This is a genomic window from Anaeromassilibacillus sp. An200 (genome assembly GCF_002160025.1).
GTDB classification, from domain to species: domain Bacteria; phylum Bacillota; class Clostridia; order Oscillospirales; family Acutalibacteraceae; genus Caccousia; species Caccousia stercoris.
The window spans coordinates 156278-180683 of the sequence record NZ_NFJU01000003.1; the positions used below are offsets into that span (position 1 = coordinate 156278).

Consider the following 24406-nt stretch of genomic DNA (forward strand, 5'->3'; position numbering starts at 1 on the left):
CAAGAAAGCATGAGGAAAACGGCGAGCTGTCAAGCCCGCCGTTTTTGCCTGCGAAAAACAGGGTTCCACAATATCAAAGGGGGAGAGAGGATGAGGCTGTTTTATGCCATTTTGCTTTCGGAAGAAATGAAGCGGACACTTACCGGGGCACAGGAATTTTTGAAAGCTCAAGGGGTTCGGGCAAATTATACACGCGGCGAAAATCTGCATCTGACCTTGGCTTTTTTAGGTGAGACAGAACGTTTTTCAGCGGCCCGGCGAGCAGGAGAACAGCTGAAGGCAGAGCCCTTTTGTCTCTCTCTGAAGGGTGTGGGGAGTTTCCGCCGTGGAGACAGTGAGTTGTTTTGGGCGGGGGTGGATTTGGTTCCCCCGCTGAAACGCTTGCAGAGTGTTCTTTCTGAACATCTGCAAAGGGAAGGATTCCAACTGGAAACCCGTCGCTTTCAGCCGCATTTGACGCTGGCGCGAGAGGTTCATGTTCCCGCTTCTTTTGACAGGAAAGCTTTTTCCGCCTCTGTGTCTCCAACGCAGATGGAGGTGCGTGCTGTGAGCCTGATGAAGTCGGAACGGATTCGAGGTGTTCTGACCTATACAGAGCTTTTTCGGAAACCTTTGGTTTCAAAGAATGAATATGCGGAAAATTAACAATTAGATGCTAGAAGAATGCGTAAACCTGTGCTATATTGACAAGAGATGACATGTGTAATGGCAAATCCGAAACTCTTGCCGCAGCAAAGGGGAATTGAAAAAAGGAAGGTGCACTGTGCGTGGAGGATCAGAAAAAAATACAACTTTTTGAGCAAACGCCGATTCCCGGCGCCGTGATGAAGCTGGCGGTTCCAACTATCCTCAGCTCGCTTGTCATGGTGATTTACAATCTGGCAGATACCTATTTTGTCGGAATGCTTAACAATTCCGTTGAAAACGCGGCTGTCACGCTGGCAGCGCCGGTTCTTTTGGCTTTTAACGCGGTCAATAATCTGTTCGGTGTCGGAAGCTCGAGTATGATGAGCCGGGCTTTGGGCAGAAAGGATTATGAGGTTGTTTCCAAGAGCTCGGCCTTTGGATTCTACTGCTCTGTGATCAGCGGCATACTCTTTTCCGTGTTTTTTACGGTGTTTTCCGACCCCTTTTTGGTGCTTCTGGGCGCCAGTCCGGAAACCGCGGGAGCGACAGCAGCTTATCTGAAATGGACTGTGACGTTTGGTGCCACGCCTGCCATTTTGAATGTGGTCATGGCGTATCTGGTCCGTTCTGAGGGTTCTGCCATGCACGCGAGCATTGGAACCATGAGCGGCTGCCTGCTGAATATTGTGCTGGATCCCATCTTTATTCTTCCCTGGGGACTTCATATGGGAGCAGAAGGAGCTGGGCTTGCCACTTTCCTCTCCAACTGTGTAGCGTGCATTTATTTCTTTGTCTTGCTGTTCTGCAAGCGTGGACGCACTTATGTCTGCATTGATCCGAAAAAATTCCGTCCTAATCGCTCCATTGTCTCCGGCGTGTGCATCGTGGGAATTCCGGCGGCTATCCAGAATCTATTGAATGTGACCGGAATGACGGTGCTGAACAACTTCACCTCCGCCTATGGCGCGGGTGCGGTGGCCGCAATGGGGATCGCACAGAAGATCAATATGGTTCCCACATATATCGCGATGGGAATGTCACAGGGTATCATGCCGCTGATCAGCTATAACTACGCCAGCGGGAACGCGAAGCGCATGAAGGGAGTCATTCTCTTCTCCGTGAAAATTGCCATGACCTTTACTGTGGCGGTGGCTGCATGCTACTTCCTTTTCTCAGAACAGTTGATCCGTCTCTTCATGCAGGATGAAGAAATTGTAGCGTATGGTTCCAGATTCCTGCATGGCTTTTGTCTTGGCATTCCTTTCCTCTGTTTGGATTTCCTCGCAGTTGGCGTTTTCCAAGCTACAGGAATGGGAAAACATGCCTTCATTTTCGCGGTTCTGCGAAAGATTGTTTTGGAAATCCCGGCGCTGTGCCTCTTGAATCTCTTGTTCCCGCTGTATGGCCTTGCTTACGCTCAGTTTGTCGCGGAAGTCATTCTTGCGGTAGCTGCCGTCGTTGTTTTGGCTCGCCTGTTTCGCCGGATGCAGAAGCGTCAGGAAAAGCTTCCTCCCGCGCCGCAAACATAAAGAAAACGGTCCCCGCCTTCTCAGGGCTGGGGACCGTTTTCTTGTTGGTGTTTATGGTTTCAGGCGTTCCGTAATCCAGCGGTCCGCGAGAACAGCGGCCTGCTGGGGAGTCAGGCTCGTAGTATCCAAAAGTGTAATTTTTGGAGTGGTTTGCCCGGCGTTTTCACGCAGCCACCGATTGAAATCGAGGGAACTGCGGATCCATTTTTCGTCCGTTACGCCCCGGCCTTCGCAGATCCGGCGGCGCATTTCCGCGTCGTTGCATACGGCAGCCAGATAATGCGTTTCCGTAAAAAGCGCGCGTTCCGGGAGTGCTTCGAATTGTTCCGGAATAGCACAGCCGCAGAGAACCACAGGCAAACCAATTTGGGAAACATTGGAGCAGATCCGCATCCAGACCTGACGGAAAGCGCGGTAATTATCTTCCGGCGTATCGTATACCTCACGCCAGATAAGATCGCTTTCCAGTACAATATACGCAGTTTCCCGATGGAAAAGCTCCTCACAGAGAGTAGACTTGCCCACACAGGACGCACCACTGATCAGAAAAAGCTGCTGCTTGCGGGTAGGAGTCATCGTTTTCCCTTCTTCCCTTGGAATGGTTCCCCACGCCTGCTTTACACCCCATTATACTATGCCTTCTTTTTAGAAGTCAATGGGATAAGAACCCACAAGGGATCACAGGAAAATCCTTGCGGAGAAAGAGGAAAAGGACTATGATAAAGAAAAGAATGGAACAGTGAAGGGAGAACGGAGATATGGCCCAAATAGGTATGATTGGCGCGGGCAGCTGGGGGATTGCCCTGACTTGGCTTTTGCTGCAAAACGGACATCAGGTAACGGTCTGGTCGGCTTTGGAGAAGGAAATCGAGATGCTGAAACGCGATCGGGAGCAGAAGGAAAAGCTTCCCGGTGTGGTTTTGCCGGATGGCGCTGAATTTACCACCGATCTGGCAGAAGCCGTCAGCGGAGCAGAGCTTTTGGTGCTTGCCGTTCCCTCGCCGTTTACGCGCAGTACGGCGGCCAGCCTTCGCCCGTATGTACGGGAAGGACAAATTCTTGTCAATGTGGCAAAGGGAATCGAAGAGAATACACTGCTGACGCTTTCTCAGGTGATCGAAGAGGAACTTCCGCAGGCAGATGTGGCTGTGCTTTCCGGTCCCTCCCACGCAGAGGAGGTGGGAAAAGGGATGCCCACCGCGATCACAGCGGGTGCTTACCGGAAGGAAACAGCGGAACGGATTCAATCTATCTTTATGAATGATGTGTTCCGTGTCTATGCCAGCCCGGATGTACTTGGTATCGAGCTTGGAGCAGCCCTGAAAAATGTTGTGGCACTTGCCGCCGGAATCGCGGACGGAATCGGCTGTGGTGACAATGCAAAGGCGGCGCTCATCACCCGTGCCATTAAAGAGATTGCTGGTTTGGGCGTCAAAATGGGCGGCCATCTGGAAACCTTTTTCGGCTTGTCCGGAATTGGAGATTTGATTGTCACCTGTGCCAGCATGCATTCCCGCAACCGCAGAGCAGGGATTCTGATTGGGCAGGGGTACAGTATGGAAGAGGCCATGAAAGAAGTGAATATGGTGGTGGAGGGCGTATATTCAGCCAAGGCCGCACTGGGGTTGGCTTCCCGTTATGGTGTGCCGCTTCCCATTATTGAACAGGTTAACGAGGTGTTGTTTTCCGGAAAACCTGCCGCACAGGCCGCGCGAGAACTGATGATGCGCGATAAAAAAATTGAGATCACAGACGATGTGACATGGGGAAAAAGGGGAGAGGGGGAGCAACCCTCACTGGATTTGGAGCTTTGAGCAAAAAGGGGCCGCTTGCATTTCTGCAAGCGGCCCCTCATAAAGTTTTCGCCCGCCTTTTTCAAAAGGCGGCGGGGAAATGGGGCAGAGCCCCATAAAATTCTGTCTAGCCAGATTTTACGCTTCCTTGCAGGCGTTCTGAATCGCGGTGAAAGCCTCGTGAAAATCAGCCTCTGTGACAAGGATGGAAATATCGACGTCCGAGGTAGTAATAATACGGACGTCTGTGCTGGACGCGGACGCGGCGGTAAAGACCTTGGCAGCCATACCGGGGGTATCCTTCATCTTCTCGTCATAGACGTTGATTTTGCTGTTTCCGCCGCTGATGATAGGTTTGATATCCTTTTCCTTCAGCTTGGAGAGGAACTCCAGAATCTCACCAAGATCATTGTCGTTGATGGTGAAAGAAACATCCATCTTGGAACCGTGATTCGGCGCAAGGGAGATCATGTCAACCACGACGCCCAGATCAGCGATTTTGGTGAACACCCTTCCGCAGAAGGCGATATCGGGCGGACAATTCTGCAATGTCACAAGCGTAATGCCGCTTGCGGATGTAACGGTTGTCATGTGGAAAGCCTCCTTTTATTTCAGTGTGTCACTGGAATGCCGACCAGCTCTCAGGTTTGACTGAGCAGATCGGACATCTGATACATACCGGGCTTCTGTGTGCTGAGAAATACGGCGGCGTTGACGGCGCCGGCCGCAAAGACTTCCTTGGAGTACGCGGAGTGGGAAAGACGAATCACCTCATGATGACCGGCAAAGATCACCTCGTGCTCTCCAACAATCGTACCGCCGCGCACAGAATGAATGCCGATCTCATTGTGTTCCCGCTTGGCGCGTCTGGAATGGCGATCATATTGGTAGGTCATGGGGTGCGGTTCCACCTCGCTGATAGCGTCTGCCAGCATCAAAGCTGTGCCGCTGGGAGCGTCGATCTTCTGGTTGTGATGCATCTCCACAATTTCAATATCGAAGCCTTCACCCAGCACCTGCGCCGCCTTTTTGGAGAGCTCGATCAGCAGGTTGATGCCAAGAGACATATTGCCGGAGGAGAAGATGGGAATTTCCGCGCTTGCGGCCCGCACCGCTTCGGTTTGCTCCTTGCTGTAGCCTGTGGTGCACAGAACAAGGGGGAGATGATGCTGCTTTCCGTACTCCAGCAGAGACGACAAAACGCTGGGATGGGAAAAGTCAATCAGCACGTCCGCTTCCCCCGGAAACTCAAAAACAGAGGAATATACGGGATATCCTTCATGACCGGTAGAGGAGAGATCGATCCCCGCGCAAATTTCGCAGTCGTCGCGCTCCGCCACAAGAGCGGAAACGGCGTGGCCCATTTTCCCGCTGCATCCGCTCAAAAGAATTCTGGTTTTCATTGTAACGTCCTCCCGTTTGGGAAATTTTCAGATCAGGCTGTGTCTTTTCAGGACGGCAAGAAGCTTTTCCTGCGCAGCGGGCGCCATATCCGTGAGCGGAAGGCGGCAGGGACCAGCCTCCATACCCATCCGGTTCATGGCTTCCTTGACCGGAATCGGATTGACGTCGTAGAACAGTGCGTTCATCAGGTCAAGCCAGGAGAGGAATTCATGCAGACTCTGCTCCTGCTTGCCCTCCAGATATCCAGCGGCGATATCATGCATCTGACGAGGCAGAATATTGGAAAATACGGAAACAACGCCTTTTCCGCCAAGGGCCAGAATGGGGATTACCTGGTTGTCATTGCCGGAAAAGACGGGCAGATCGTCCCCGCACAGTGCAATGGTTTCCGCGATGGCGGAAATATCCCCATTGGCTTCCTTTGTGCCGGCAATGCGCGGGTGATTGGCAAGCTCGCGATAGGTTTCCGGCTTGATGTTGCATCCGGTCCGGGAAGGAACGTTATACAGCAGAACAGGAAGGTCAATGCGATCGGCTACATAGGTAAAATGGCGGACTAGGCCAGCCTGAGAGGTTTTGTTGTAGTAGGGGGTTACGAGCAGAACGGCTTGGGCGCCGATCTCCTGCGCGCACAGCGCAAGCTCCAAAGAGTGAGCAGTGCTGTTACTGCCGGCTCCCGCAACGACAGGAACGTGCCCTTTGCTCTTATCCACGGCAATGCGGATGAGATTTTCATATTCATCCTGCGTCAGGGTAGGCGTTTCGCTCGTTGTAACACAGACGAACAGGGCGTCCGTGCCGTTTTTCAGCTGAAAATCAAGCTGGCGCTCAAATGCCTCGTAATTGACGGATCCATCGGCATGGAAAGGCGTGATAAGCGCCGTGCCGGAACCGGTAAATAAAGGCTGTTTCATGGAAATAAAACCCCCAAAAAGAATTTAGTCCAGATATCCCTTCGCGCAGAGCAGCTCCGCCATTAGGACGGCGCCGCCGGCAGCGCCGCGCAGCGTGTTGTGGGACAGGCAGACAAATTTGATGTCATACTGCGTGTCGGGACGCAGACGGCCGATCGAAACGGCCATGCCGTTTTCCAGATTGCGGTCGAGACGGCTCTGCGGCCGATCGTCCTCACGGAAATAGTGCAGGAACTGTTTCGGGGCGCTGGGCAGATTCAGTTCCTGCGGCGCTCCCTTATAGTTTTCCCAGCGCTCAATGATTTCTTCCATCGTGACTTTCTTTTCAAAAGAGGCAAACACAGCGGCAGTGTGGCCGTCGGAAACAGGCACGCGCAGGCACTGCGAGGTGATGGACGGGGAAGAGGCGTTCACAATCACACCATTTTCCACATGTCCCCAGATTTTCAGAGGCTCGTTCTCGGACTTTTCTTCCTCGCCGCCGATGTAGGGAATCACATTGTCCACGCTTTCCGGCCAGGTGGCAAAGGTCTTTCCAGCGCCCGAAATCGCCTGATAGGTGCAGGCCAGCACTTTGGTTACATTCAGGTCAAGCAGGGGATGAATGGCGGGCACATAGCTCTGAAGGGAGCAGTTCGATTTCACGGAGATAAAGCCGCGCTTTGTGCCGAGGCGCTTGCGCTGGCTCTCGATGACAGCGGCGTGATCCGCGTTGATCTCCGGAATGATCATCGGGACGTCCGGCGTGCCGCGGTTCGCGCTGTTGTTGCTCATCACGGGGCATTCCGCCTTTGCGTAAGCTTCCTCCAGCGCCTTGATCTCATCCTTCTTCATGTTGACGGCGCAGAAAACAAAGTCGCACAGGGACGCGACCTTCTCCACATCCTCAGATGCGTTAAAAACCGTCATATCCGCCATGGCGGCCGGCATGGGGGTGGTCATCAGCCAGTGATCTCCCACAGCCTCGCGGTAGGTTTTGCCTGCGGAGCGGGCGCTGGCGGCCAGGGCCGTCACTTTAAACCAGGGATGATTTTCCAGCAGGGTGGCGAAGCGCTGGCCAACCATGCCGGTTGCGCCGATGATGCCTACACGATACGTTTTCATTTTCACATGCCTCCAATTTGTCTTTCCATGCCAGAATATTCGCGCGGGTATTTTTCTGTGCACGAAGAAAGGATAGTTTTTGAATCAAAAAGGAAATAAAAAAACCGGTTGAAAACCGGTCATCAATTTACTATAATAAATACTATTCAGGCTCTCCGCAAGACGGATACGTCTGGATAGCGCTCCATCATACCAAAATGATGACAGTTGCCGTATTCTTCATGCCGGCAACCAGGGCCGCCTGCCAAGCGGGCACCTTCGGCGGCGTTACCTTTCCGGTTTTCCTCACCGGCCCTGGCAGGCCTTGGAAAACCCTACTGATTAAAACCGCACCTCTATCCTTTTTCTATTCAAATGAAAATACGCTGCCGCGTCCCTCTTGGCTACAGCCGGACGGCGTTGCCTTAATCATACCATGGAAAGGCAGAGGTGTCAAACGAAATTTGCGATTGGATGATGCTGATTTGAAAACAGAAATGAAAACAAGCGATTTTTACTATGATTTGCCGCAGGAGCTCATCGCGCAGACCCCCATGGAACCGCGCGACGCTTCCCGCCTGCTGGTGATGGATCGGAAAACGGGAGAGCTTTCCCACCGGCATTTTTATGATGTCGTGGATTATCTGGAGCCCGGGGATTGTCTGGTGCTCAATGATTCCCGCGTGCTGCCCGCCCGTCTGTTCGGCGTGAAGGAGGACACCGGCGCGCATGTGGAGTTTTTGCTTCTGACGCACAGGGAGGGCGACGATTGGGAAGCGCTGGCCGGTCCGGGACGGCGAGCCAAGCCGGGAGCCCGGTTTACCTTCGGCGAAGGCGAGCTGCGCGCCGAGGTGCTGGATGTTCTGGAGGGCGGAAACCGTCTGCTTCGTTTCTCGTATGAGGGAAATTTCTATGAAATCCTCGACAGAATCGGCACAATGCCGCTTCCGCATTATATCACGGAGGAGCTCAAGGATCAGGAGCGGTATCAGAACGTGTATTCCAGAGAGCGCGGATCTGCCGCGGCTCCCACAGCCGGGCTCCATTTTACACCGGAGCTGCTGGAACGCATCCGCGCCAAGGGAGTACGGATTGCGTTTGTCACGCTCCATGTCGGGCTGGGAACCTTCCGTCCCGTGAAGGTGGAAAACATCGCGGAGCACCGGATGCATTCTGAGCATTATGCGCTCACAGAGGAAAACGCCGTGCTGATCAATGCAGCCAAGAAAGAGGGCAAGAGGGTTATTGCCGTCGGAACAACAAGCTGCCGTACGCTGGAAACGATTGGCACGCGGGAGGGTTGTATCCGTGAGTGCAGTGGCTGGACGGATATTTTCATTTGCCCGGGATACACCTTCAAGGTGCTTGATGGTCTGGTAACGAATTTTCATCTTCCTGAGAGTACGCTGATCATGCTGGTGTCCGCCTTTGCGGGCTATGAGAACACCATGAACGCCTACAAGGTGGCGGTGCAGGAGCGGTATCGCTTTTTCAGCTTTGGGGACGCAATGCTGCTTCTCTGAAGGAAGTTTCAACTGTGTTTTTCCCGGATACGAAAACAGCAGGGGGTAGCAAATGGATCAGAAAACGTTCGCCTCTATGATGAAGTACTGGTACTTTATCGAATTTATGGGGCAACCGGATTTTCCTTCGCAAAGCCGTGAGGGGAGGGCTCTCTGCTTGAGGGCGGCAAAGGGAAAAACGAACAGCCGGCAGATTACCGTGTATCATACGTTATCGTCCGGCTCCGATTCCGCGAAGGGGGCGCCAGCGCCTGACTTTACAGAACCGGGCGCCGCACTGATGTTTGACGCGCAGCTGTATCCCGCGTATCAGGCCGTGTCGGATGATATCCATCTCTGCCTGGGAAAAATGGAACGCTGTCTTTTTGCCGAGCGCTTACGGGAGGTATTCTGCCGGGATGTGGAGCTGCCGGAGAAAAATCGCAGCTCCGTCTGTCTTGTGGGGTTGAAATGCAATGTGAACAACCGGTATCTTCCGGGCAGTGTCAACATTTCTCCGCTGCTTTGGGGGATGCATCGCCTTTTGGAGCATGCGGACCGGCTGACAAGGGAAAATCTGGCGGATTTTTTAACGGTGGAAGCCTATGAGTCCGACATGCAGTCTCTGGACGCTCCGTTGCTTGAAGTGACGCAGGAAGGCAAAGTGGGCAAGCAGCTCACTTTGGACGTGATCCGTACCTTGGAAGAACAAATAGAGAAAACATATTTAAACCGTGTTTTTCCGTCCGAAAAGCAGATCGACTGGGACGGTGCGATGATTTATCGCCGGTATCGAACGGAAAAGATCAAGGCGGAGGACACAGATTTTCTCCGTGAAAGCGATTTGTCCAACAGCTTTTTTGCAGACGATCTGCATATGGTGGAACAAGCCATCGGCAGCAAAGCATTTGGAAAAACACCGCAGGAGCAGGCTGTCCTGGATTACATCACTGGGGTGTTTGCGGAAGAAAATCCACAGCTGCACTGGATGGATTTTACACGCCGGATTGATTTGCGCACTGCCTGGGAAAACGGGAGGGAGAAAGAGCGCGAGGACTTTTTTTATGATTTCCTTCATATTGGGCGCGCTCCTCTCGGAAAATGGCCGTCAAGATTTATGCCCTGTCTGATGCAGCAGCTGGCGATCAATCTGAGCTGGCGCCCCTCTGCGGACAGGCTGCCGATATTTTCCGTCAATGGCCCGCCGGGCACAGGGAAAACCACCTTGCTGAAGGAAATTATCGCTGGGAATCTTGTGGAACGGGCCAATCTTCTTGCGCAGTATACAGATCCCGACGATGCGTTTGTCCTGCGGCAGTTTCAGGATGGAGATAAAATGCATGGAGGATATTCGCAGTACTGTTGGGGGTATTATGACTTTGCGGATGATCGGTTGAAAGATTATGGCATGCTGGTAGCTTCCTGCAACAATGCCGCGGTTGAAAATATCACGAAGGAACTGCCGGACGGTGCGGCCCTTCTGAAGGGTGTGGAGCCCGGAAAAGAGGAGGAATCCATTCAAGAGGGGCTCAGGGAGGTGTGGTCCTTGTTCCGCTTGGAAGAAGCGGAACAGGAAACCTATGTTGTGTGGAATCCGGAGAAAGAAAAAATGGAGCCCCGCCAGTATCCGGATCTCTACTTTACCAAGCTGGCGAACGATTTGGCCAAGAAAGACGAAGGGCAGTGGGATCGCTGGGGATTGATTTCCGCACCGTTTGGAAAATCAAGCAATCTGAAAGAATATGCCCACTTTGTTTTAAAACCTTATATCAAGAATTTTGGCTGGAATGACAGCATCCAAAAAAGAAAAGATGATTATGCAAAAGCCGTTGAACAATTTCAGCTTCAATATGATAAAGTTACAGCGATGGAGCAGGAGCTGGCACAGGTTGTCGGGATAAGAGATGCTTCTTTGCAGAAAAGTGCTTCTCTGATGCAGGAAGCCAGGAATATGGAAGAAAGCCAGCGGAAGGGAAGAGAATGGCTTGCAAACAGCTTTGGCCAAGCAGAAAAAGTCCATGCGCAGCTGGAAGAAGCAAAGTGGGGTCTGGAACAAGAAGAGCAGGAACGAGTGCTTTTGCAGATGCGCGGGCTCAAGCAAAAGGATGCACGGATCGACGCGGAAAATCAAATACAAAAACTGTGTCAATATATCATGCAGCTGGAACATTTCTTTTTTCACATCTTTTTCCCACCCTGCGTAGTATGGCAGGGAAGGGGGAGTTGGTATGAGACGCTTTCACAGGGGCTCGGGACTGTATCTGCGCCGCTCCGCATGGGCCAGACTGCTGCTGGCAGTATTGTTTCTGATTTTGGCCGCTTTCTGGGTCAATTCGCGTCTGGAGCCGGTGGTGGAGGATTTGACGGTGAACGAAGCCAGAGCCCGCGCGGTTCAGGTGATCAGCGCCGCGGTGGAGGAGAGCTTGGCCGGACAGGATCAGCCGGCTGCCTCTATGGTAGATATCCAATACAAGGAAACCGGTGAAATTGCCTCCCTCTCAACGGATATGGCGGAGATGAACAGCCTCAAGGCTTCCCTGCTTGCAGATGTACAGGAGGAGCTGGGGGAGAGCGTCCATATCGATCTGGGGGTTCCGATTGGTACGCTGCTGGGCGGTGGGCTTCTGCATGGAAGAGGGCCTGAGGTGCCGCTGCGCATTACATTGTCCGGAAATATTGAAGCCGATTTTGAGAGTGAATTCACCTCAGCCGGAATCAATCAGACACAGCACATCGTCAATCTGCGGATAAGAACCACCATCTATACATTTTTGGCTGGGAAGCAAGGCTCCGCAGAAGTGGAAACGACGGTTCCGGTAGCGGAAACCGTGATTGTGGGAGAAGTTCCGCAGATGATGGCGAGTTTACAAAGCAAGTGAAATCCACTTTACAATTCTGTTTTGACATACAATTACTATACAATTTCTTTACAATTCCATTTCTGGTGCAAACGGGTGCTCTCAGGCGGGAAACCGCATGAGAGCGCTGTTTTTTGCCTTTTTGCAGGACTTTACAAAACAAAGCAGCGGTGTGTTTTTGTAAAATCAGGGGAGAAAAGCCTTTACATAGTCTTTACCTCCAGCTGAAAGAGGACTTTACAAAGATTCGATATACTAATTGCTGTAAGAACGAAATGAAATGAGAAAGACAGGAGAAATGAGCTATGAAAAGAGCATTGAGTTTGCTGCTTGCCGCCGTACTTTGCACCGGAATGTTTGCCGGATGCACCGGAACAGAGACTACATCTTCCGCCGCCGCTTCCACAGCGGAGGAGTCCAAGACGGAAGAGTCCAAGGCAGAGGAATCCACAGCGGATGCGTCCGCTGATTTGAGCGGTACGGTTTCCACCAACGGCTCCACCTCGATGGAGGAGGTTATGATGGGTCTGACCGAGTATTTCAAAGAGAAATATCCGAACGTAACCGTAACATACGATCCCACCGGTTCCGGTACCGGCATCCAGCAGGCGACAGCCGGAAGCTGTGATATCGGCCTTTCCAGCCGTGCGCTGAAGGATGAGGAAAAGGAAGCGGGCGTCACGGAAACCGTGGTAGCCAAGGACGGCATCGCGATTGTCGTCAATAAAGAAAATACGGTGACCGAGCTGACTGTGGATCAGATTACAAAGATTGCGACCGGTGAGATCACCAACTGGAGCGAGGTTGGCGGCGCTGATATGGAGATTGCCTTCATCGGACGTGAGGCCGGTTCCGGTACCCGCGGTGCTTTTGAGGAGCTGACCGGCACGGAGGACGCCTGCGATTATGCACAGGAGCTCACTTCCACCGGTGCTGTCCGTACCGCTGTTTCCACCACCCCCGGCGGTATTGGCTATATTTCCCTCTCTTCCCTGGATGATTCCGTCAACGCTCTCAAGGTGAAGGCTGATGACGCTTCTGAGGCTGTCGAGTGCAGCGAGGAGACGGTTCTCGACGGCAGCTATCCCATCCAGCGCCCCTTCGTGTTTGCCACCAAGACCGACGCTCCGCTGAGCGAAGCCGCCCAGGCGTTCTATGATTTCGCTATCAGCGAGGAGGCTGCTCAGATTTATAGTGACGCAGGCGTGGTTCCGGCGAACTGACATAGAGGAGTGAATACTTTGCAGCGCTTTCTAAAGGGAAATGAACAGAACAGCACTGCGCCAAAGATAAAAGGCATCCGCACGGCGTTTGAAAAGGGAATGAACATCCTGTTCTTCCTCTGCGGCGCCGTTGCGGTGCTCTTTGTTCTGTTTATTTCCATCTATCTGATTGTATCCGGTATTCCCGCGATCCGCGAGATTGGGCTTACCGATTTCCTGTTTGGCGATACCTGGAAATCCACCAGCAAGGATCCCCAGTTTGGAATCCTTCCGTTTATCCTGACCTCTGTCTATGGCACAGCGGGCGCAATTATCATTGGAGTGCCGATTGGCTTTCTGACCGCTGTTTTCCTTGCCAAGCTGGCCAGCCCCCGCGTGGCGGCTGTGATCCGCACGGCGGTGGAGCTGCTTTCGGGCATCCCCTCGGTAGTGTACGGCCTGATTGGTATGACAGTGCTTGTCCCGGCGATCCGCACTACCTTCCAGCTTGCGTCGGGCGCGACGCTGCTGGCCGCTATCGTTGTGCTGGCGGTTATGGTGCTCCCTTACATCATCAGTGTGTCGGAAACGGCGCTCACCGCTGTGCCGAAGGAGTACGAGGAGGCGTCGCTGGCTTTGGGAGCGACAGAGATTGAGACCTATTTCCGTGTTTCTGTGCCGGCTGCGTCGAGCGGAATCGCCGCGTCGGTTGTGCTCGGCGTAGGTCGTGCGATCGGTGAAGCAATGGCCGTCATGATGGTGGCGGGCAATGTGCCGAATATGCCCTCACTGCTGGAAAGTGTCCGTTTCCTTACCACAGCGGTGGCCTCGGAGATGTCCTATGCCTCCGGCCTTCAGCGTCAGGCGCTGTTTTCCATCGCTCTGGTGCTCTTCCTCTTCATCATGATGATTAATGCGGCTCTGGCTATTCTGCTCAAAAAGGGCAAAAAGAGCTGAGAAGGAAAGGAGCTGCAAACAATGGAACCGAAATCAAAAAAACGTGTGATTTATGATCGGACGCTCCGTGCTCTGCTGTGGTTCTGCGCGGGCCTGACTTGTCTGCTGCTGGCCTTTCTGATCGGCTACATCTTTGTCAACGGAATTCCGCATATCACTTGGCAGCTTCTCTCCACGCAGCCAAGCTTTCGCGACGATACCATCGGCATCCTGCCGAATCTCATCAACACGCTCTGCCTGATTTTTGGAACGCTTTTGATTGTTCTGCCTTTGGGCGCGGGGGCGGCCGTCTACCTGACGGAGTATGCCAGAAACCGGCGTGTTGTCGCGGCGATTGAGTTTGCGGCGGAAACGCTTTCCGGCATCCCATCCATTCTCTTCGGCCTGGTCGGCATGCTGTTTTTCTGTGAATTTCTCGGCTGGGGCGGCAGCATCCGCGCCGGGATTCTGACGATGGCGATCATGGTGCTTCCCACTATCATCCGAACCACGCAGGAAAGCCTGAAATCCGTTCCGCAAAGCTTCCGGGAAGCCTCCCTCGGCCTTGGAAGCGGGAAATGGCATATGATCCGCACAGCGGTTCTGCCGAGTTCCGTGGAAGGCATTGTCACGGGCTACATTCTGGCGATTGGGCGAATTTTGGGGGAATCCGCCGCTCTGCTGTTCACGGCGGGCAGCGCGTCCATCCTCTCGGCCAACCTGGGGCAGACGCTGACTTCCTCCGGCGGCACACTCTCTGTGGCGCTTTACATGTACGTTTCGGAGCGCGGAGAACTGGAAGTGGGCTTTGCGATCGCCGCCATTCTGATGATCCTCGCCCTTTTGCTCAACCTCTCTGCCAAGCTGGCGGGGAAAAAGCTGAAACGATAACGGAAGGTGAAACCATGCAAGAAGGCACGATTATTTCCGCCCGGGACCTGGATCTGTATTACGGGGAAAACCAGGCGCTGAAAAAGATCAGTCTGGAGATTCCGGAGCGTCAGGTGACCGCGCTCATCGGTCCCTCCGGCTGCGGTAAATCCACATTTTTAAAAACGCTCAACCGCATGAACGACCTGGTGCCGCATGTGCGCATTGAGGGCCTGGTCGAGTATCGCGGACAGGATATCTATATGCCGAAGCTGGATGTCACCTGGCTTCGCCGCCATGTGGGAATGGTGTTCCAGAAGGCAAATCCGTTCCCGATGAGCATTTACGATAACATTGCGTACGGGCCCCGCACGCATGGGATCCGCTCCAGAAAAGCGCTCGATGAGATTGTGGAGCGCTCCCTGCGCGGCGCCGCTATTTGGGACGAGGTCAAGGATCGGCTGAAAAAGCCCGCGCTTTCTCTCTCCGGCGGCCAGCAGCAGCGCATCTGCATTGCACGTGCTCTGGCGGTGGAGCCGGACGTACTGCTGATGGATGAGGCTACCTCCGCGCTCGACCCAATTTCGACCTCGAAGATCGAGGATCTGATCGCCGACCTCAAAAAGCAGTATACGATTATCATTGTGACCCATAACATGCAGCAAGCCGTCCGTATTTCCGATAAATGCGCCTTTTTCCTGATGGGGCAGCTGGTGGAATTCGGGGATACGACACAGCTGTTCTCCATGCCGCAGGATAAGCGGACGGAGGAATATATCACCGGCCGGTTCGGCTGATGGCGGGAGGATAACGGAACATGAGAAAAAACTTTGACGAGGAGCTGCTGGAACTTAGCACTCTTCTGACAGAGATGGGAGCCGCCGCGGAAAGCGCAATTGATACGGTCATCGCTTCGCTTACAGATGCAAACAGTGAGATCGCGGAAAAGGCTCTGGCTATTACCAAAAATATGGATCAGATGGAGCGGGATATTGAAAACCGCTGTCTGAAGCTGCTGCTTCGCCAGCAGCCTATGGCGCATGATCTGCGCACGGTTTCCGCCGCTCTGAAAATGGTGACGGATTTGCAGAGAATCGGTGATCAGTGTGCCAACATCGCGGAGATGTCCCATCTTCTTACCAGCCGGGGCGGAATGGTCAAGCATGAGGAAATCCGCACCATGGCACAGAAGGCGGCGTCGATGGTCAAGCAGTCCATCGCGGCGTATGTGGCCCATGACGCGGGAGCTGCCGCCCGCGTGGTGGAACTGGATGATGAGGTGGACGATCTGTTCCTTGCAGTCAAGGGGGAGCTGGTGGAGCTGATGGTGAAAAATCGCAGCCAGGCCGACCAGGCGATCGATCTTATTATCATCGCAAAATATCTGGAACGAATCGCTGATCATGCCGTCAATATCGCACAGTGGGCCACCTACTGTGTTACGGGAGAAATCCAGCCCACAAACTGAAGAATTTCAAAAAAGATCCCCGATCCGCCCAACTTCCTCTTGTGAAGAGCTCCCGGCTGGTATATCATAGGAAGGAACCCTCTGCGAGCAGGAGGTCAATACTTCAGACGAAGCCGCAGCGCTTCGGAAGAGAACCGAGAGGGAGGACAGCTTACATATGTCAAAATTTATTGTAGTGGTGGAGGATGACGAGAGTATTCGGGAAATGCTCCGCTATTATTTTCAGTCTGTTGGCTATGAGGTGCATGCTTACGATTCCGGAGAAGCTCTGTTTGAGGCGGAGGACTGGAGCGTTCGTCCCGCACTCTGCATCCTGGATATCATGCTTCCGGGGATGGACGGTCTGGAGATTCTTCACCGCCTGCGCAGCGGCAAGGCCACTGAGGAGATTCCCGCTATCATGCTGACAGCCCGCACGTCGGAGATCGATCGCGTCACAGGGCTGGAAAGCGGAGCGGACGATTATGTGGTGAAGCCGTTCGGCATCATGGAGCTTCAGGCTCGCGTGAAGGCTGTGCTCCGCCGCACCTACCGCGAGGATAAGCAGGTGATTGTGTGCGGGAAGCTTCGCATCGATCCGGCTGCCCGGGAGGTAACGTGCGACGGAGAAAAGGTGGAACTGACCTATAAGGAGTTTGAGCTTTTGCGGCTTTTGGCCGCCCGCCGCGGTGTTGCATTCTCACGGGACGATATCCTGCAAACAGTCTGGGGATATGATTACACCGGAGAAACCAGAACGGTGGATATGCACGTGAAAACGCTTCGTCAAAAGCTGGGGGATGACATCATCTCGACCGTGAGAGGTGTCGGCTATAAAATGAACTGAAAAGGCTGCGTCCGCGTCCTACCGGCGACGGGCCTTTTTTGCTATGGAGGGTTGCAGGTTGAAAAAAAGAGTTTTCTCCGCCCTGCTTCTTGCGGCGGGGCTTTCTCTTGTGTTGTTTGGAGCTCTGACGGCTCTGCTTTTGGAGGTGACGGGAAAGCAGCTTCTTCTGATGGGTGTGGTGCTGGTGTTTTCCGCTACGGTTTCTACTTTGTTTGTGCGGAAAATAGGGCTACGCTTGCTCGGAGAATTAAAGGCGCCGCTGGAAACGGCGGAAAAGGCGCTTGACCATATCGCGGCAGGCGAAGTGTACGCAGTGGATTGGAGCAAAACAGAGGGCGAATATCTGTCGCTTTTTCAGGCGATCGAGCGGTTGGAGGGGCGGATTCACAGCCTGACATCCGAGCGGGATAAGGTCAATTTGATTCTGGACTGCATGGATGAGGGCGTGGTGCTGCTGGATGAGCACACAGAGCTTCTCGCCAGCAACCGGGCGGCCCGCAAGCTGTTTCATATGCCGGAGGATGCGGAAAGTACAGAGATTACAGATTATATCCGCAGCCGCCGTTTGACGGAAGCAATCAATCTGCTTCAGCGGAAAAAGGAAGCAGTGGTGCTCGATATGGAACATCCACGCCGGAAAGGACGGAGCCTGCGTTTCTTCCTGTCTCCCGTCACGGGCCAGAAGTATCAGGGCCAGCAGGTGGGGATGTCCATCCTGATTTCTGATGTCACAGAGCTCAAGCGGGCGGAGGGGATCCGCTCGGAATTTACGGCAAATGTTTCCCATGAGCTGAAAACGCCCCTGACGAGCATCAAGGGATTCACGGATATGCTCTCTTCCGGCATGGTGGGCTCTGTAGAGGATCAGAAGCGTTTCCTGACCATGATCGGGGTGGAGGTCGATCGGCTGATTGATCTGATCAATGATATTTTGAAGCTTTCGGAGCTGGAGTCTGTCGCCATTGAACAGTGTGAGGAAAGCTCTGATGTGCTGAATGCGGCCAATGAAGTGTCTGCATTTCTGGATCCTGTCGCGAAAAAGGCCCATGTTGCGGTGAGTGTGTCGGGAGAACATGTAAACGCCGCAATCCCTCTGGATCGCCTCAAGGAGCTTTTGCTCAATCTGATGGAAAACGGGATTAAGTACAACGAGCCGGGCGGTTCCGTGAAAGCCAGTCTGGAAACGGAAGAGAACTTCGTCCGGATTACGGTGTCCGATACGGGAATCGGGATCCCGGAGGAAAGCCAGAGCCGTGTGTTTGAACGCTTTTACCGGGTGGAAAAGGGAAGGGCGCGCAAAAACGGCGGGACAGGCCTTGGGCTTGCGATTGTCAAGCACATTGTCGTGCTCTATGGAGGCCAGATGGCTTTGCAAAGTGAGCTGGGAAAAGGTTCTGTATTTACCGTCCGGCTCCCCAGAGCGTCCTGACCTTGACAGCTTCCGTTTCCTGGCACTATAATACGGAAAGAGGAGTATTCCAGCCAGGAAACGGAGGATTTGGGAATGAGACAATGTATGGACGCCGACAATCTGCACCGCCGCCTGCGAAAAATCATCGGGCAGGTACAGGCGATCGATCGCATGGTGGAAGAGGATGTTCCCTGCGAGGATGTTCTCTCCCAGATCAATGCGGCCAAATCCGCACTGCACCGCGTCGGCCAGGTCGTGCTGGAAGGACATATCAAGCACTGTGTCCGCGATGGAATTGAGCACGGAGACGCAGACAAGACTATTGAAAGCTTTACCAAGGCGGTAGAGCGTTTCGCCAATATGAAATAAGCGTAAGAAACAGGGTGGCACGAACAAGGCCGTGGAGAGAGCTTCCGCGGTCTTTCTTTTTGCACTCTTGACAAACATATACCCCTATAGGTATAATAAAATCCGTAAAAGGCTTTGCCGAAAGGGGAATTGGGATGGAACAGTTGGAAAAATTTCTGGAATGGGGCGGCGTCAAAAAGGATGTGGTTTGCCTTGTCCTGTCTGGGATGGCTTTATTGGTCAGCATCTTTCATTTGCTTCCACTGCCGTTTGACGCGGCATGGGTGGCGATTGTGCTTTGTGGAATTCCTATTTTGCTGGAAGCGTTTATCGGGCTTGTCACCCGGTTTGATATCAAAGCAGACGTTCTGGTGTCCATTGCGCTCGTCGCTTCGGTAATCATTGGTGAGGATTTCGCGGCGGGTGAGGTGGCGTTTATTATGCAGCTCGGCGCGCTTCTGGAGGATCTGACGGTTGTGCGGGCGCGGGCTGGGATTGAAAAGCTGGTCAGGCTGACGCCCCGCACGGCGCGCCGCGTTCTGGGAAATGGGGAGGAGATTGTACCGGCGGAGCAGGTGCGGCTGGGCGATCGTCTGCGTGTTCTTCCTGGTGAAACCGTTCCGGTGGACGGCGTCATCCTTTTCGGGCGGACCTCCATCAATCAGGCTGTGATGACGGGAGAATCCTTGCCTGTGGATAAGGGCGAGGGAGATGAAGTGTCCAGCGGGACAGTCAACCAGTTTGGAGCGTTTGATATGTGGGCGTCCCGGGTAGGAGAAGACAGCTCCATTCAGCGCATGATCCGGTTGGTTCAGTCTGCGGACGCGGGAAAAGCGAAAATTGTGGGCATTGCGGATCGTTGGGCGACCTGGGTGGTGGTTATCGCGCTGATCTCTGCCGCTGTCACGGGTTTAGTGACGGGAGAGGTGATCCGCGCTGTGACCATCCTGGTCGTGTTCTGTCCCTGTGCGCTTGTGCTGGCAACGCCCACGGCGATTATGGCCGCAATCGGAAATGCAACCAAGCACGGATTCCTTGTTCGGGAAGGGGATGCGCTGGAGCGTCTTTCCTCCGTTTCCTGCCTGACCTTTGATAAAACTGGAACGCTGACACACGGAGAGCTGGAGGTCAGCCGTGTCCTTTGTTTTTCTCCTTCTTTCCCGGAGAAGGAACTGTTCCGCCTTGCCGCGGGCGCGGAGCTTCGCTCCGAGCATCCATTGGGGAAAGCAGTTGTGCGCTGCTGGAAAGACCGGTATCAGGAGCCTGTTCCGGAGCCCCAGGATTTTGCCATGCTGCCTGGGCAGGGAGTGAACGCTCAGGTGGAGGACATGACGGTGGCAGCCGGAAACGAGTCTCTTTTGCAGGAGATGGGGATCGCATTGACGGAAACGGATAAATCTCTTGCGGCCTCCGAACTGCTTCACGGCTGCACGGTGATGTATGTGGCCATCAACGGACACTGTGCGGGGTGCCTTGCTCTCTCCGATACCTTGCGGGAGAGTGCGCCTGCCACAGTGCGGGGGATTCAGGATACGGGTGTAACGCCTGTCCTGCTGACGGGGGATCATGAAAGCGCCGCGAAAGCGATTGCCGGACAGCTTGGCATTGCAAACGTGCAGGCGGAGTGCCGCCCCGAGGATAAACTTTCCTGGATCGGTACAGCGCAGGAGCGGGGAGAAAGGGTCTGTATGGTAGGCGACGGTGTGAACGATGCGCCCGCGCTGAAAAAGGCTGATGTGGGCATTGCGATGGGAGGAGTCGGAAGCGATATTGCGATTGAAGCCGCCGATATCGCGCTTGTCAACGATGAGATCCGAGAGCTGCCGCATTTGCTGCGCCTTTCCCGCAAGATGATGACAACCATCCGCATGAATCTGGCTTTTTCGATGGGTTTGAACTTTGTTGCCATTCTTCTGGCCATGACGGGAGTGCTCAATCCGGTTGTGGGAGCGCTGGTACATAACGCGGGTTCGGTGTTTGTGATTATACATTCGGCCTTTCTTCTTCGATGGAAGCAAAAGCAGCATCCGCAGATATAATCCGACTTTTTCTTCAAATTGTCGTAGACATTTTCCTGATTTCGCGATAAGATAAAATCAGCAGAAACTTCAATTTGAAATGGAGGATGGATTTTGAAGCAGGATATGATAGTGATTCTGGATCTGGGAAGTACGGAGAATGCCCGTGTTGCCCGCGCGGTGCGTGCTCTGGGAGTGTACAGTGAGATTTATCCGCATGATACTTCTCTGGATCAGCTCAAAGCTTTGCCGAATGTGAAAGGACTGATCCTCAGCGGAGGAGAGAACCGCATAGTGGACGGCGTGGAAGTGGATGTGGATAAAGCTGTCTATGAGTCGGATTTCCCGAAGCTTACCGTCAACCATCCGAAGGCTCCCTCCCAGGATGCCGCTGTATGGCCGGAGAACGACGAGGAACTGAAAAAGCTTCTGTCTGGTTTTGTGTTCGATCGCTGCGGCGCGCAGGCGAATTGGAGCATGAAGAATTTCATTGATGACCAGGTGGAACTGATCCGCCGTCAGGTTGGGGACAAAAAGGTGCTGCTGGCTCTGTCCGGCGGTGTGGACTCCTCTGTTGTGGCGGCTCTGCTGATCCGGGCGATCGGAAACCAGCTCACCTGTGTGCATGTGAATCATGGCCTGCTTCGCAAGGGAGAACCGGAGCAGGTGGTTCAGGTATTCCGTGATGAGCTCAAGGCCAATCTGATCTATGTTGACGCAGTGGATCGCTTCCTGGATAAGCTGGCGGGCGTCAGCGATCCGGAGCAGAAGCGCAAAATCATCGGTGCGGAATTTATCCGTGTGTTTGAGGAAGAGGCCCGCAAGCTGGACGGCATTGATTTTCTGGCACAGGGCACAATCTATCCGGATATCATTGAGAGCGGCACCAAAACCGCAAAAGCAGTGAAAGCGCATCACAATGTGGGAGGCCTGCCCGATGATTTGAAATTTGAGCTGGTAGAGCCGCTCAAGATGCTGTTTAAGGACGAAGTGCGCGCTTGCGGCAAGGAGCTCGGCTTGCCGGATTCCATGGTGTACCGTCAGCCATTCCCCGGCCCAGGTCTCGGTGTGCGCTGCCTGGGTGCCATCACCCGTGACCGCCTGGAGGCCGTGCGGGAATCTGACGCGATCCTTCGCGAAGAGTTTGCCAAGGCTGGTCTGGAGGGCAAGGTGTGGCAGTATTTCACGATTGTACCCGATTTCCGCTCCGTCGGTGTGCGGGATAACGCCCGTTCTTTCGAGTGGCCGGTGATTCTCCGCGCTGTCAACACTATTGACGCAATGACTGCTTCTGTGGAGCCTCTCGAGTTTGCTCTTCTGCAGAAAATCACTCAGAGAATTGTCAATGAGGTTCCAGGAGTCAACCGTGTTCTGTATGATTTGACGCCGAAGCCCTGTGGGACGATAGAATGGGAATGATTTCAGAGGCCCGGAAAAGCCTGATTTTGCTGGGTTTTTGAGGGGCTAAGGCCCTTTGTGGCAACGATTTGGCAACACTTTTTCATTATTTATAAAAAGAGAGCTAAGCATCGGTGTACAAGGGGTACAAACAAGATTAAAAAGAAATGTTAGATTTGAAAGTAAGTAGAGTGGCAAAATCAAGAGTGTTCAGATTTTCCACTCTACTTGAACGTGGTCGCTGGTTGCGCTGATTGAAATAATCAGGCCGTCAGCGGCTTTTCTTTTGTCGTCAAAGTCAATGCTGTCCCAGTGGTCAAGGAAATAGGAAAGCTCCTGTTCCTTTTGGGGGGACATTGTTTCAACGGACAATTCTGCAATCGCCTTTGAAATAGTCTGGCGGCGAGTGTCCAGTTCTTCAATTTTTTTGTTGGCATAGGCAAGCAGTGTTGCATTGGCTCCGGTCAGTGTATCAAGCAGTTTTTCAATTTCAGCCTCGACCTGTGCAAGCTCGATCTGATGGGCGGTCAGTTTCGGATTTACTTTTTCTTCCCTGTCATGGCGGACTTGAAAGTTCTTAAATCTTGCCCTCATGGCATTGAAGATAAATTCTTCAAATTCAGTCTTGCGGATTTTCCCACATCCCGGACAGCCCTTATTTTCTGCCCGTTTTGTACAGCGGAAATATCCCGGACTGTTCGGAACATGGGTTGCTTTCAAGGCATATCCGCAACACCCACATTTGACTTTTCCGGCAAGCCATGTATTTTTCGGTTTGCGGCCTTGCTGGAAGGTCTTATTCATCATTAGCTTCTTCCGGCATTTCAGCCAAACGTCAGACGGTATGAGTGCTTCATGCGGAGCAATCACAAGTATCTGGTCTTTCAGGCACCTGTCCTTATCCTCCTTTACATCACGGCCCTGATAAAGATAACAGCCGTTGGTTCCGGCAAAATCAGAAGCGTCATTGACAATCGCCGCGCCCTGGCTTTTGAAAAACTCATACAGTTCCAAGTCGGCCTGTGCGTAAACAGGGTTCCGTAAAAGCTGGGAAAGGAAACTCCGAACCATTGACTTTTCGTAAATCTTGATACCCTGTTCCTCAAAGTAGCGGGTAATATCTCCGAAAGAGGTTTCCGGCTCAGCGTACATCTCAAACATCAGCCGTACATGGTCAGCGGCTACTGGGTCTGCCACCATCTTCTTTGTGCGGATACCTTCAACCACTGTCGACTCCAACTGATAACCGTATGGAGCCTGCCCGCTCATGTGAAAGCCTTTCAGGCACCGGGAATAATAAGCGTCCGTCACGCGCTTCTGGATTGTCTCACGTTCAAGCTGTGCGAATACGATACAGATATTCAGCATGGCCCGTCCCATCGGGGTCGAGGTGTCGAATTTCTCGGTGGAGGAAACAAACTCCACATCGTACTCTTGAAACAGCTCCATCATGTTCGCAAAATCCAGAATGGAGCGGCTGATCCGGTCCAGCTTATAGACGATTACCCGCCGTACCCTGCCTTTTCGGATTTCTCCCAGCAGCTTTTGAAACTCCGGCCTGTCCGTGTTTTTCCCGGAATAGCCTTTATCCTTGAATACCTTACAGCTCCCGCCTTTCAGTTCGTACTTGCAAAAGTCAATCTGGCTTTCAATGCTGATACTGTCCTTGCGGTCTACCGACTGCCTTGCGTAAATACAATCTTCTCTGATAATGTCCATATTGGGCTCCTTTCCGTATGGAATGGAGCTACCAACCTTACAACTATATTATACTATTAGCAGCCCCGGACAACAATGTTGCGATTGATTAGCGAAACCTGTCCCCGTACTTGCTGAATATATCGTACAGATTATTTTCGATTTCTCTTTTCCGCTTTTTCTTTTCCTCCGGGGAGAGTACCGGCGTCAGGTTTTCCAGTACAATGAACTTGCCTTGAAAATAAACAGATTGCTTGTCGCTTTGGTATGTAACAGCTTGAACCATTGAAAACCTCCCTTTTCCAGTATAGGTTAATGCAGACCAGTCTCCCTCTTGTCCGAATGGGGAAACGTCAAAAAACGGCACCCCGAGAGGTGCCGCTCTTTGAGCTTTCCCCAGCTTCGGGCCAACATGGAGCTGTTGACAAAAGATTCACCCGAGGAGAAAACCATGGTAAAATAAGTGCATACGGGGGTGGGAAGATGCAGCTGAAGTTTCACATGGTGACGATAGAAGATCT

The 24406-nt window shown here is 53.1% G+C and carries 23 protein-coding genes and 1 riboswitch; of the genes, 15 read left to right on the forward strand and 8 right to left on the reverse strand.

Annotated features, from left to right (window positions below):
• The first annotated feature begins 90 nt into the window (after positions 1-90).
• Entirely contained in the window at positions 91-645 is a 555-nt protein-coding gene (thpR, locus tag B5F35_RS02700; RefSeq protein ID WP_162611309.1) for an RNA 2',3'-cyclic phosphodiesterase, read from the forward strand.
• Between the two features lie 122 nt (positions 646-767).
• The gene (locus B5F35_RS02705) at positions 768-2156 is read left to right on the forward strand and encodes an MATE family efflux transporter (RefSeq protein WP_206423995.1); all 1389 of its coding nucleotides are present in this window, start codon (positions 768-770) and stop codon (positions 2154-2156) included.
• Positions 2157-2207: 51 nt separating this feature from the next.
• Here the strand turns inward: B5F35_RS02705 and B5F35_RS02710 are convergent, their stop codons facing one another.
• On the reverse strand, positions 2208-2732 hold the full coding sequence (locus tag B5F35_RS02710) for a P-loop nucleotide/nucleoside kinase family protein (RefSeq protein ID WP_087237813.1): 525 nt from the start codon (positions 2730-2732) through the stop codon (positions 2208-2210).
• Positions 2733-2914: 182 nt separating this feature from the next.
• On the opposite strand from B5F35_RS02710, the gene B5F35_RS02715 reads away from it, so the two are divergent.
• The gene (locus tag B5F35_RS02715; RefSeq protein WP_087237815.1) at positions 2915-3970 is read left to right on the forward strand and encodes an NAD(P)H-dependent glycerol-3-phosphate dehydrogenase; all 1056 of its coding nucleotides are present in this window, start codon (positions 2915-2917) and stop codon (positions 3968-3970) included.
• 117 nt (positions 3971-4087) lie between these two features.
• Here the strand turns inward: B5F35_RS02715 and B5F35_RS02720 are convergent, their stop codons facing one another.
• The 4 genes from B5F35_RS02720 to asd are packed head-to-tail and all read right to left on the reverse strand — an operon-like array spanning position 4088 to position 7371.
• The gene (locus tag B5F35_RS02720) at positions 4088-4540 is read right to left on the reverse strand and encodes an ACT domain-containing protein (protein WP_087237817.1); all 453 of its coding nucleotides are present in this window, start codon (positions 4538-4540) and stop codon (positions 4088-4090) included.
• Between the two features lie 50 nt (positions 4541-4590).
• Positions 4591-5352, reverse strand: coding sequence for a 4-hydroxy-tetrahydrodipicolinate reductase (dapB, locus tag B5F35_RS02725; protein WP_087237819.1), 762 nt, complete (start codon positions 5350-5352; stop codon positions 4591-4593).
• A 27-nt stretch (positions 5353-5379) separates the two neighbouring features.
• A complete protein-coding gene (dapA, locus tag B5F35_RS02730; RefSeq protein WP_087237821.1) occupies positions 5380-6267 on the reverse strand; it encodes a 4-hydroxy-tetrahydrodipicolinate synthase in 888 nt (295 codons plus the stop codon).
• Positions 6268-6291: 24 nt separating this feature from the next.
• A complete protein-coding gene (gene asd, locus B5F35_RS02735; protein ID WP_087237823.1) occupies positions 6292-7371 on the reverse strand; it encodes an aspartate-semialdehyde dehydrogenase in 1080 nt (359 codons plus the stop codon).
• 169 nt (positions 7372-7540) lie between these two features.
• Positions 7541-7717, reverse strand: a riboswitch (Lysine riboswitch).
• Positions 7718-7847: 130 nt separating this feature from the next.
• On the opposite strand from asd, the gene queA reads away from it, so the two are divergent.
• The 12 genes from queA to guaA all read left to right on the forward strand — a co-directional run bounded on the left by queA (position 7848) and on the right by guaA (position 22208).
• Positions 7848-8873 carry a tRNA preQ1(34) S-adenosylmethionine ribosyltransferase-isomerase QueA gene (queA, locus tag B5F35_RS02740; RefSeq protein WP_087237877.1) on the forward strand — a complete coding sequence of 342 codons (1026 nt, stop codon included), beginning with the start codon at positions 7848-7850 and terminating at the stop codon, positions 8871-8873.
• Between the two features lie 2207 nt (positions 8874-11080).
• Positions 11081-11731 carry a sporulation protein YunB gene (gene yunB / locus B5F35_RS02745; protein ID WP_087237825.1) on the forward strand — a complete coding sequence of 217 codons (651 nt, stop codon included), beginning with the start codon at positions 11081-11083 and terminating at the stop codon, positions 11729-11731.
• Positions 11732-12015: 284 nt separating this feature from the next.
• The gene (locus B5F35_RS02750; protein ID WP_087237827.1) at positions 12016-12933 is read left to right on the forward strand and encodes a phosphate ABC transporter substrate-binding protein; all 918 of its coding nucleotides are present in this window, start codon (positions 12016-12018) and stop codon (positions 12931-12933) included.
• Positions 12934-13032: 99 nt separating this feature from the next.
• Entirely contained in the window at positions 13033-13869 is an 837-nt protein-coding gene (gene pstC, locus B5F35_RS02755) for a phosphate ABC transporter permease subunit PstC (RefSeq protein WP_087237879.1), read from the forward strand.
• A gap of 21 nt (positions 13870-13890) precedes the next feature.
• A complete protein-coding gene (gene pstA, locus B5F35_RS02760; protein WP_087237829.1) occupies positions 13891-14739 on the forward strand; it encodes a phosphate ABC transporter permease PstA in 849 nt (282 codons plus the stop codon).
• A gap of 14 nt (positions 14740-14753) precedes the next feature.
• A complete protein-coding gene (gene pstB, locus B5F35_RS02765; RefSeq protein WP_087237831.1) occupies positions 14754-15515 on the forward strand; it encodes a phosphate ABC transporter ATP-binding protein PstB in 762 nt (253 codons plus the stop codon).
• A gap of 20 nt (positions 15516-15535) precedes the next feature.
• Complete coding sequence (gene phoU, locus B5F35_RS02770) at positions 15536-16186, forward strand: phosphate signaling complex protein PhoU (RefSeq protein ID WP_087237833.1); 651 nt, start codon at positions 15536-15538, stop codon at positions 16184-16186.
• A gap of 157 nt (positions 16187-16343) precedes the next feature.
• Positions 16344-17012, forward strand: a complete 669-nt coding sequence (locus B5F35_RS02775; RefSeq protein ID WP_087237835.1) for a response regulator transcription factor — start codon at positions 16344-16346, stop codon at positions 17010-17012.
• Positions 17013-17070: 58 nt separating this feature from the next.
• On the forward strand, positions 17071-18441 hold the full coding sequence (locus B5F35_RS02780; RefSeq protein WP_242969371.1) for a sensor histidine kinase: 1371 nt from the start codon (positions 17071-17073) through the stop codon (positions 18439-18441).
• 75 nt (positions 18442-18516) lie between these two features.
• The gene (locus B5F35_RS02785; protein WP_087237839.1) at positions 18517-18792 is read left to right on the forward strand and encodes a metal-sensing transcriptional repressor; all 276 of its coding nucleotides are present in this window, start codon (positions 18517-18519) and stop codon (positions 18790-18792) included.
• 134 nt (positions 18793-18926) lie between these two features.
• Complete coding sequence (locus B5F35_RS02790; RefSeq protein WP_087237841.1) at positions 18927-20810, forward strand: heavy metal translocating P-type ATPase; 1884 nt, start codon at positions 18927-18929, stop codon at positions 20808-20810.
• Positions 20811-20903: 93 nt separating this feature from the next.
• Positions 20904-22208 carry a glutamine-hydrolyzing GMP synthase gene (gene guaA / locus B5F35_RS02795; protein WP_087237843.1) on the forward strand — a complete coding sequence of 435 codons (1305 nt, stop codon included), beginning with the start codon at positions 20904-20906 and terminating at the stop codon, positions 22206-22208.
• A 189-nt stretch (positions 22209-22397) separates the two neighbouring features.
• Here the strand turns inward: guaA and B5F35_RS02800 are convergent, their stop codons facing one another.
• The 3 genes from B5F35_RS02800 to B5F35_RS18980 form a co-directional block, all read right to left on the reverse strand.
• Positions 22398-23906 carry a recombinase family protein gene (locus B5F35_RS02800; RefSeq protein ID WP_087237845.1) on the reverse strand — a complete coding sequence of 503 codons (1509 nt, stop codon included), beginning with the start codon at positions 23904-23906 and terminating at the stop codon, positions 22398-22400.
• A gap of 88 nt (positions 23907-23994) precedes the next feature.
• Positions 23995-24171: a hypothetical protein gene (locus tag B5F35_RS18870; protein WP_164488507.1), complete on the reverse strand. Its 177-nt coding sequence runs from the start codon at positions 24169-24171 to the stop codon at positions 23995-23997.
• A gap of 26 nt (positions 24172-24197) precedes the next feature.
• A partial coding sequence (locus B5F35_RS18980) for a hypothetical protein (protein WP_206423996.1) occupies positions 24198-24406 on the reverse strand: 209 nt, incomplete at its 5' end.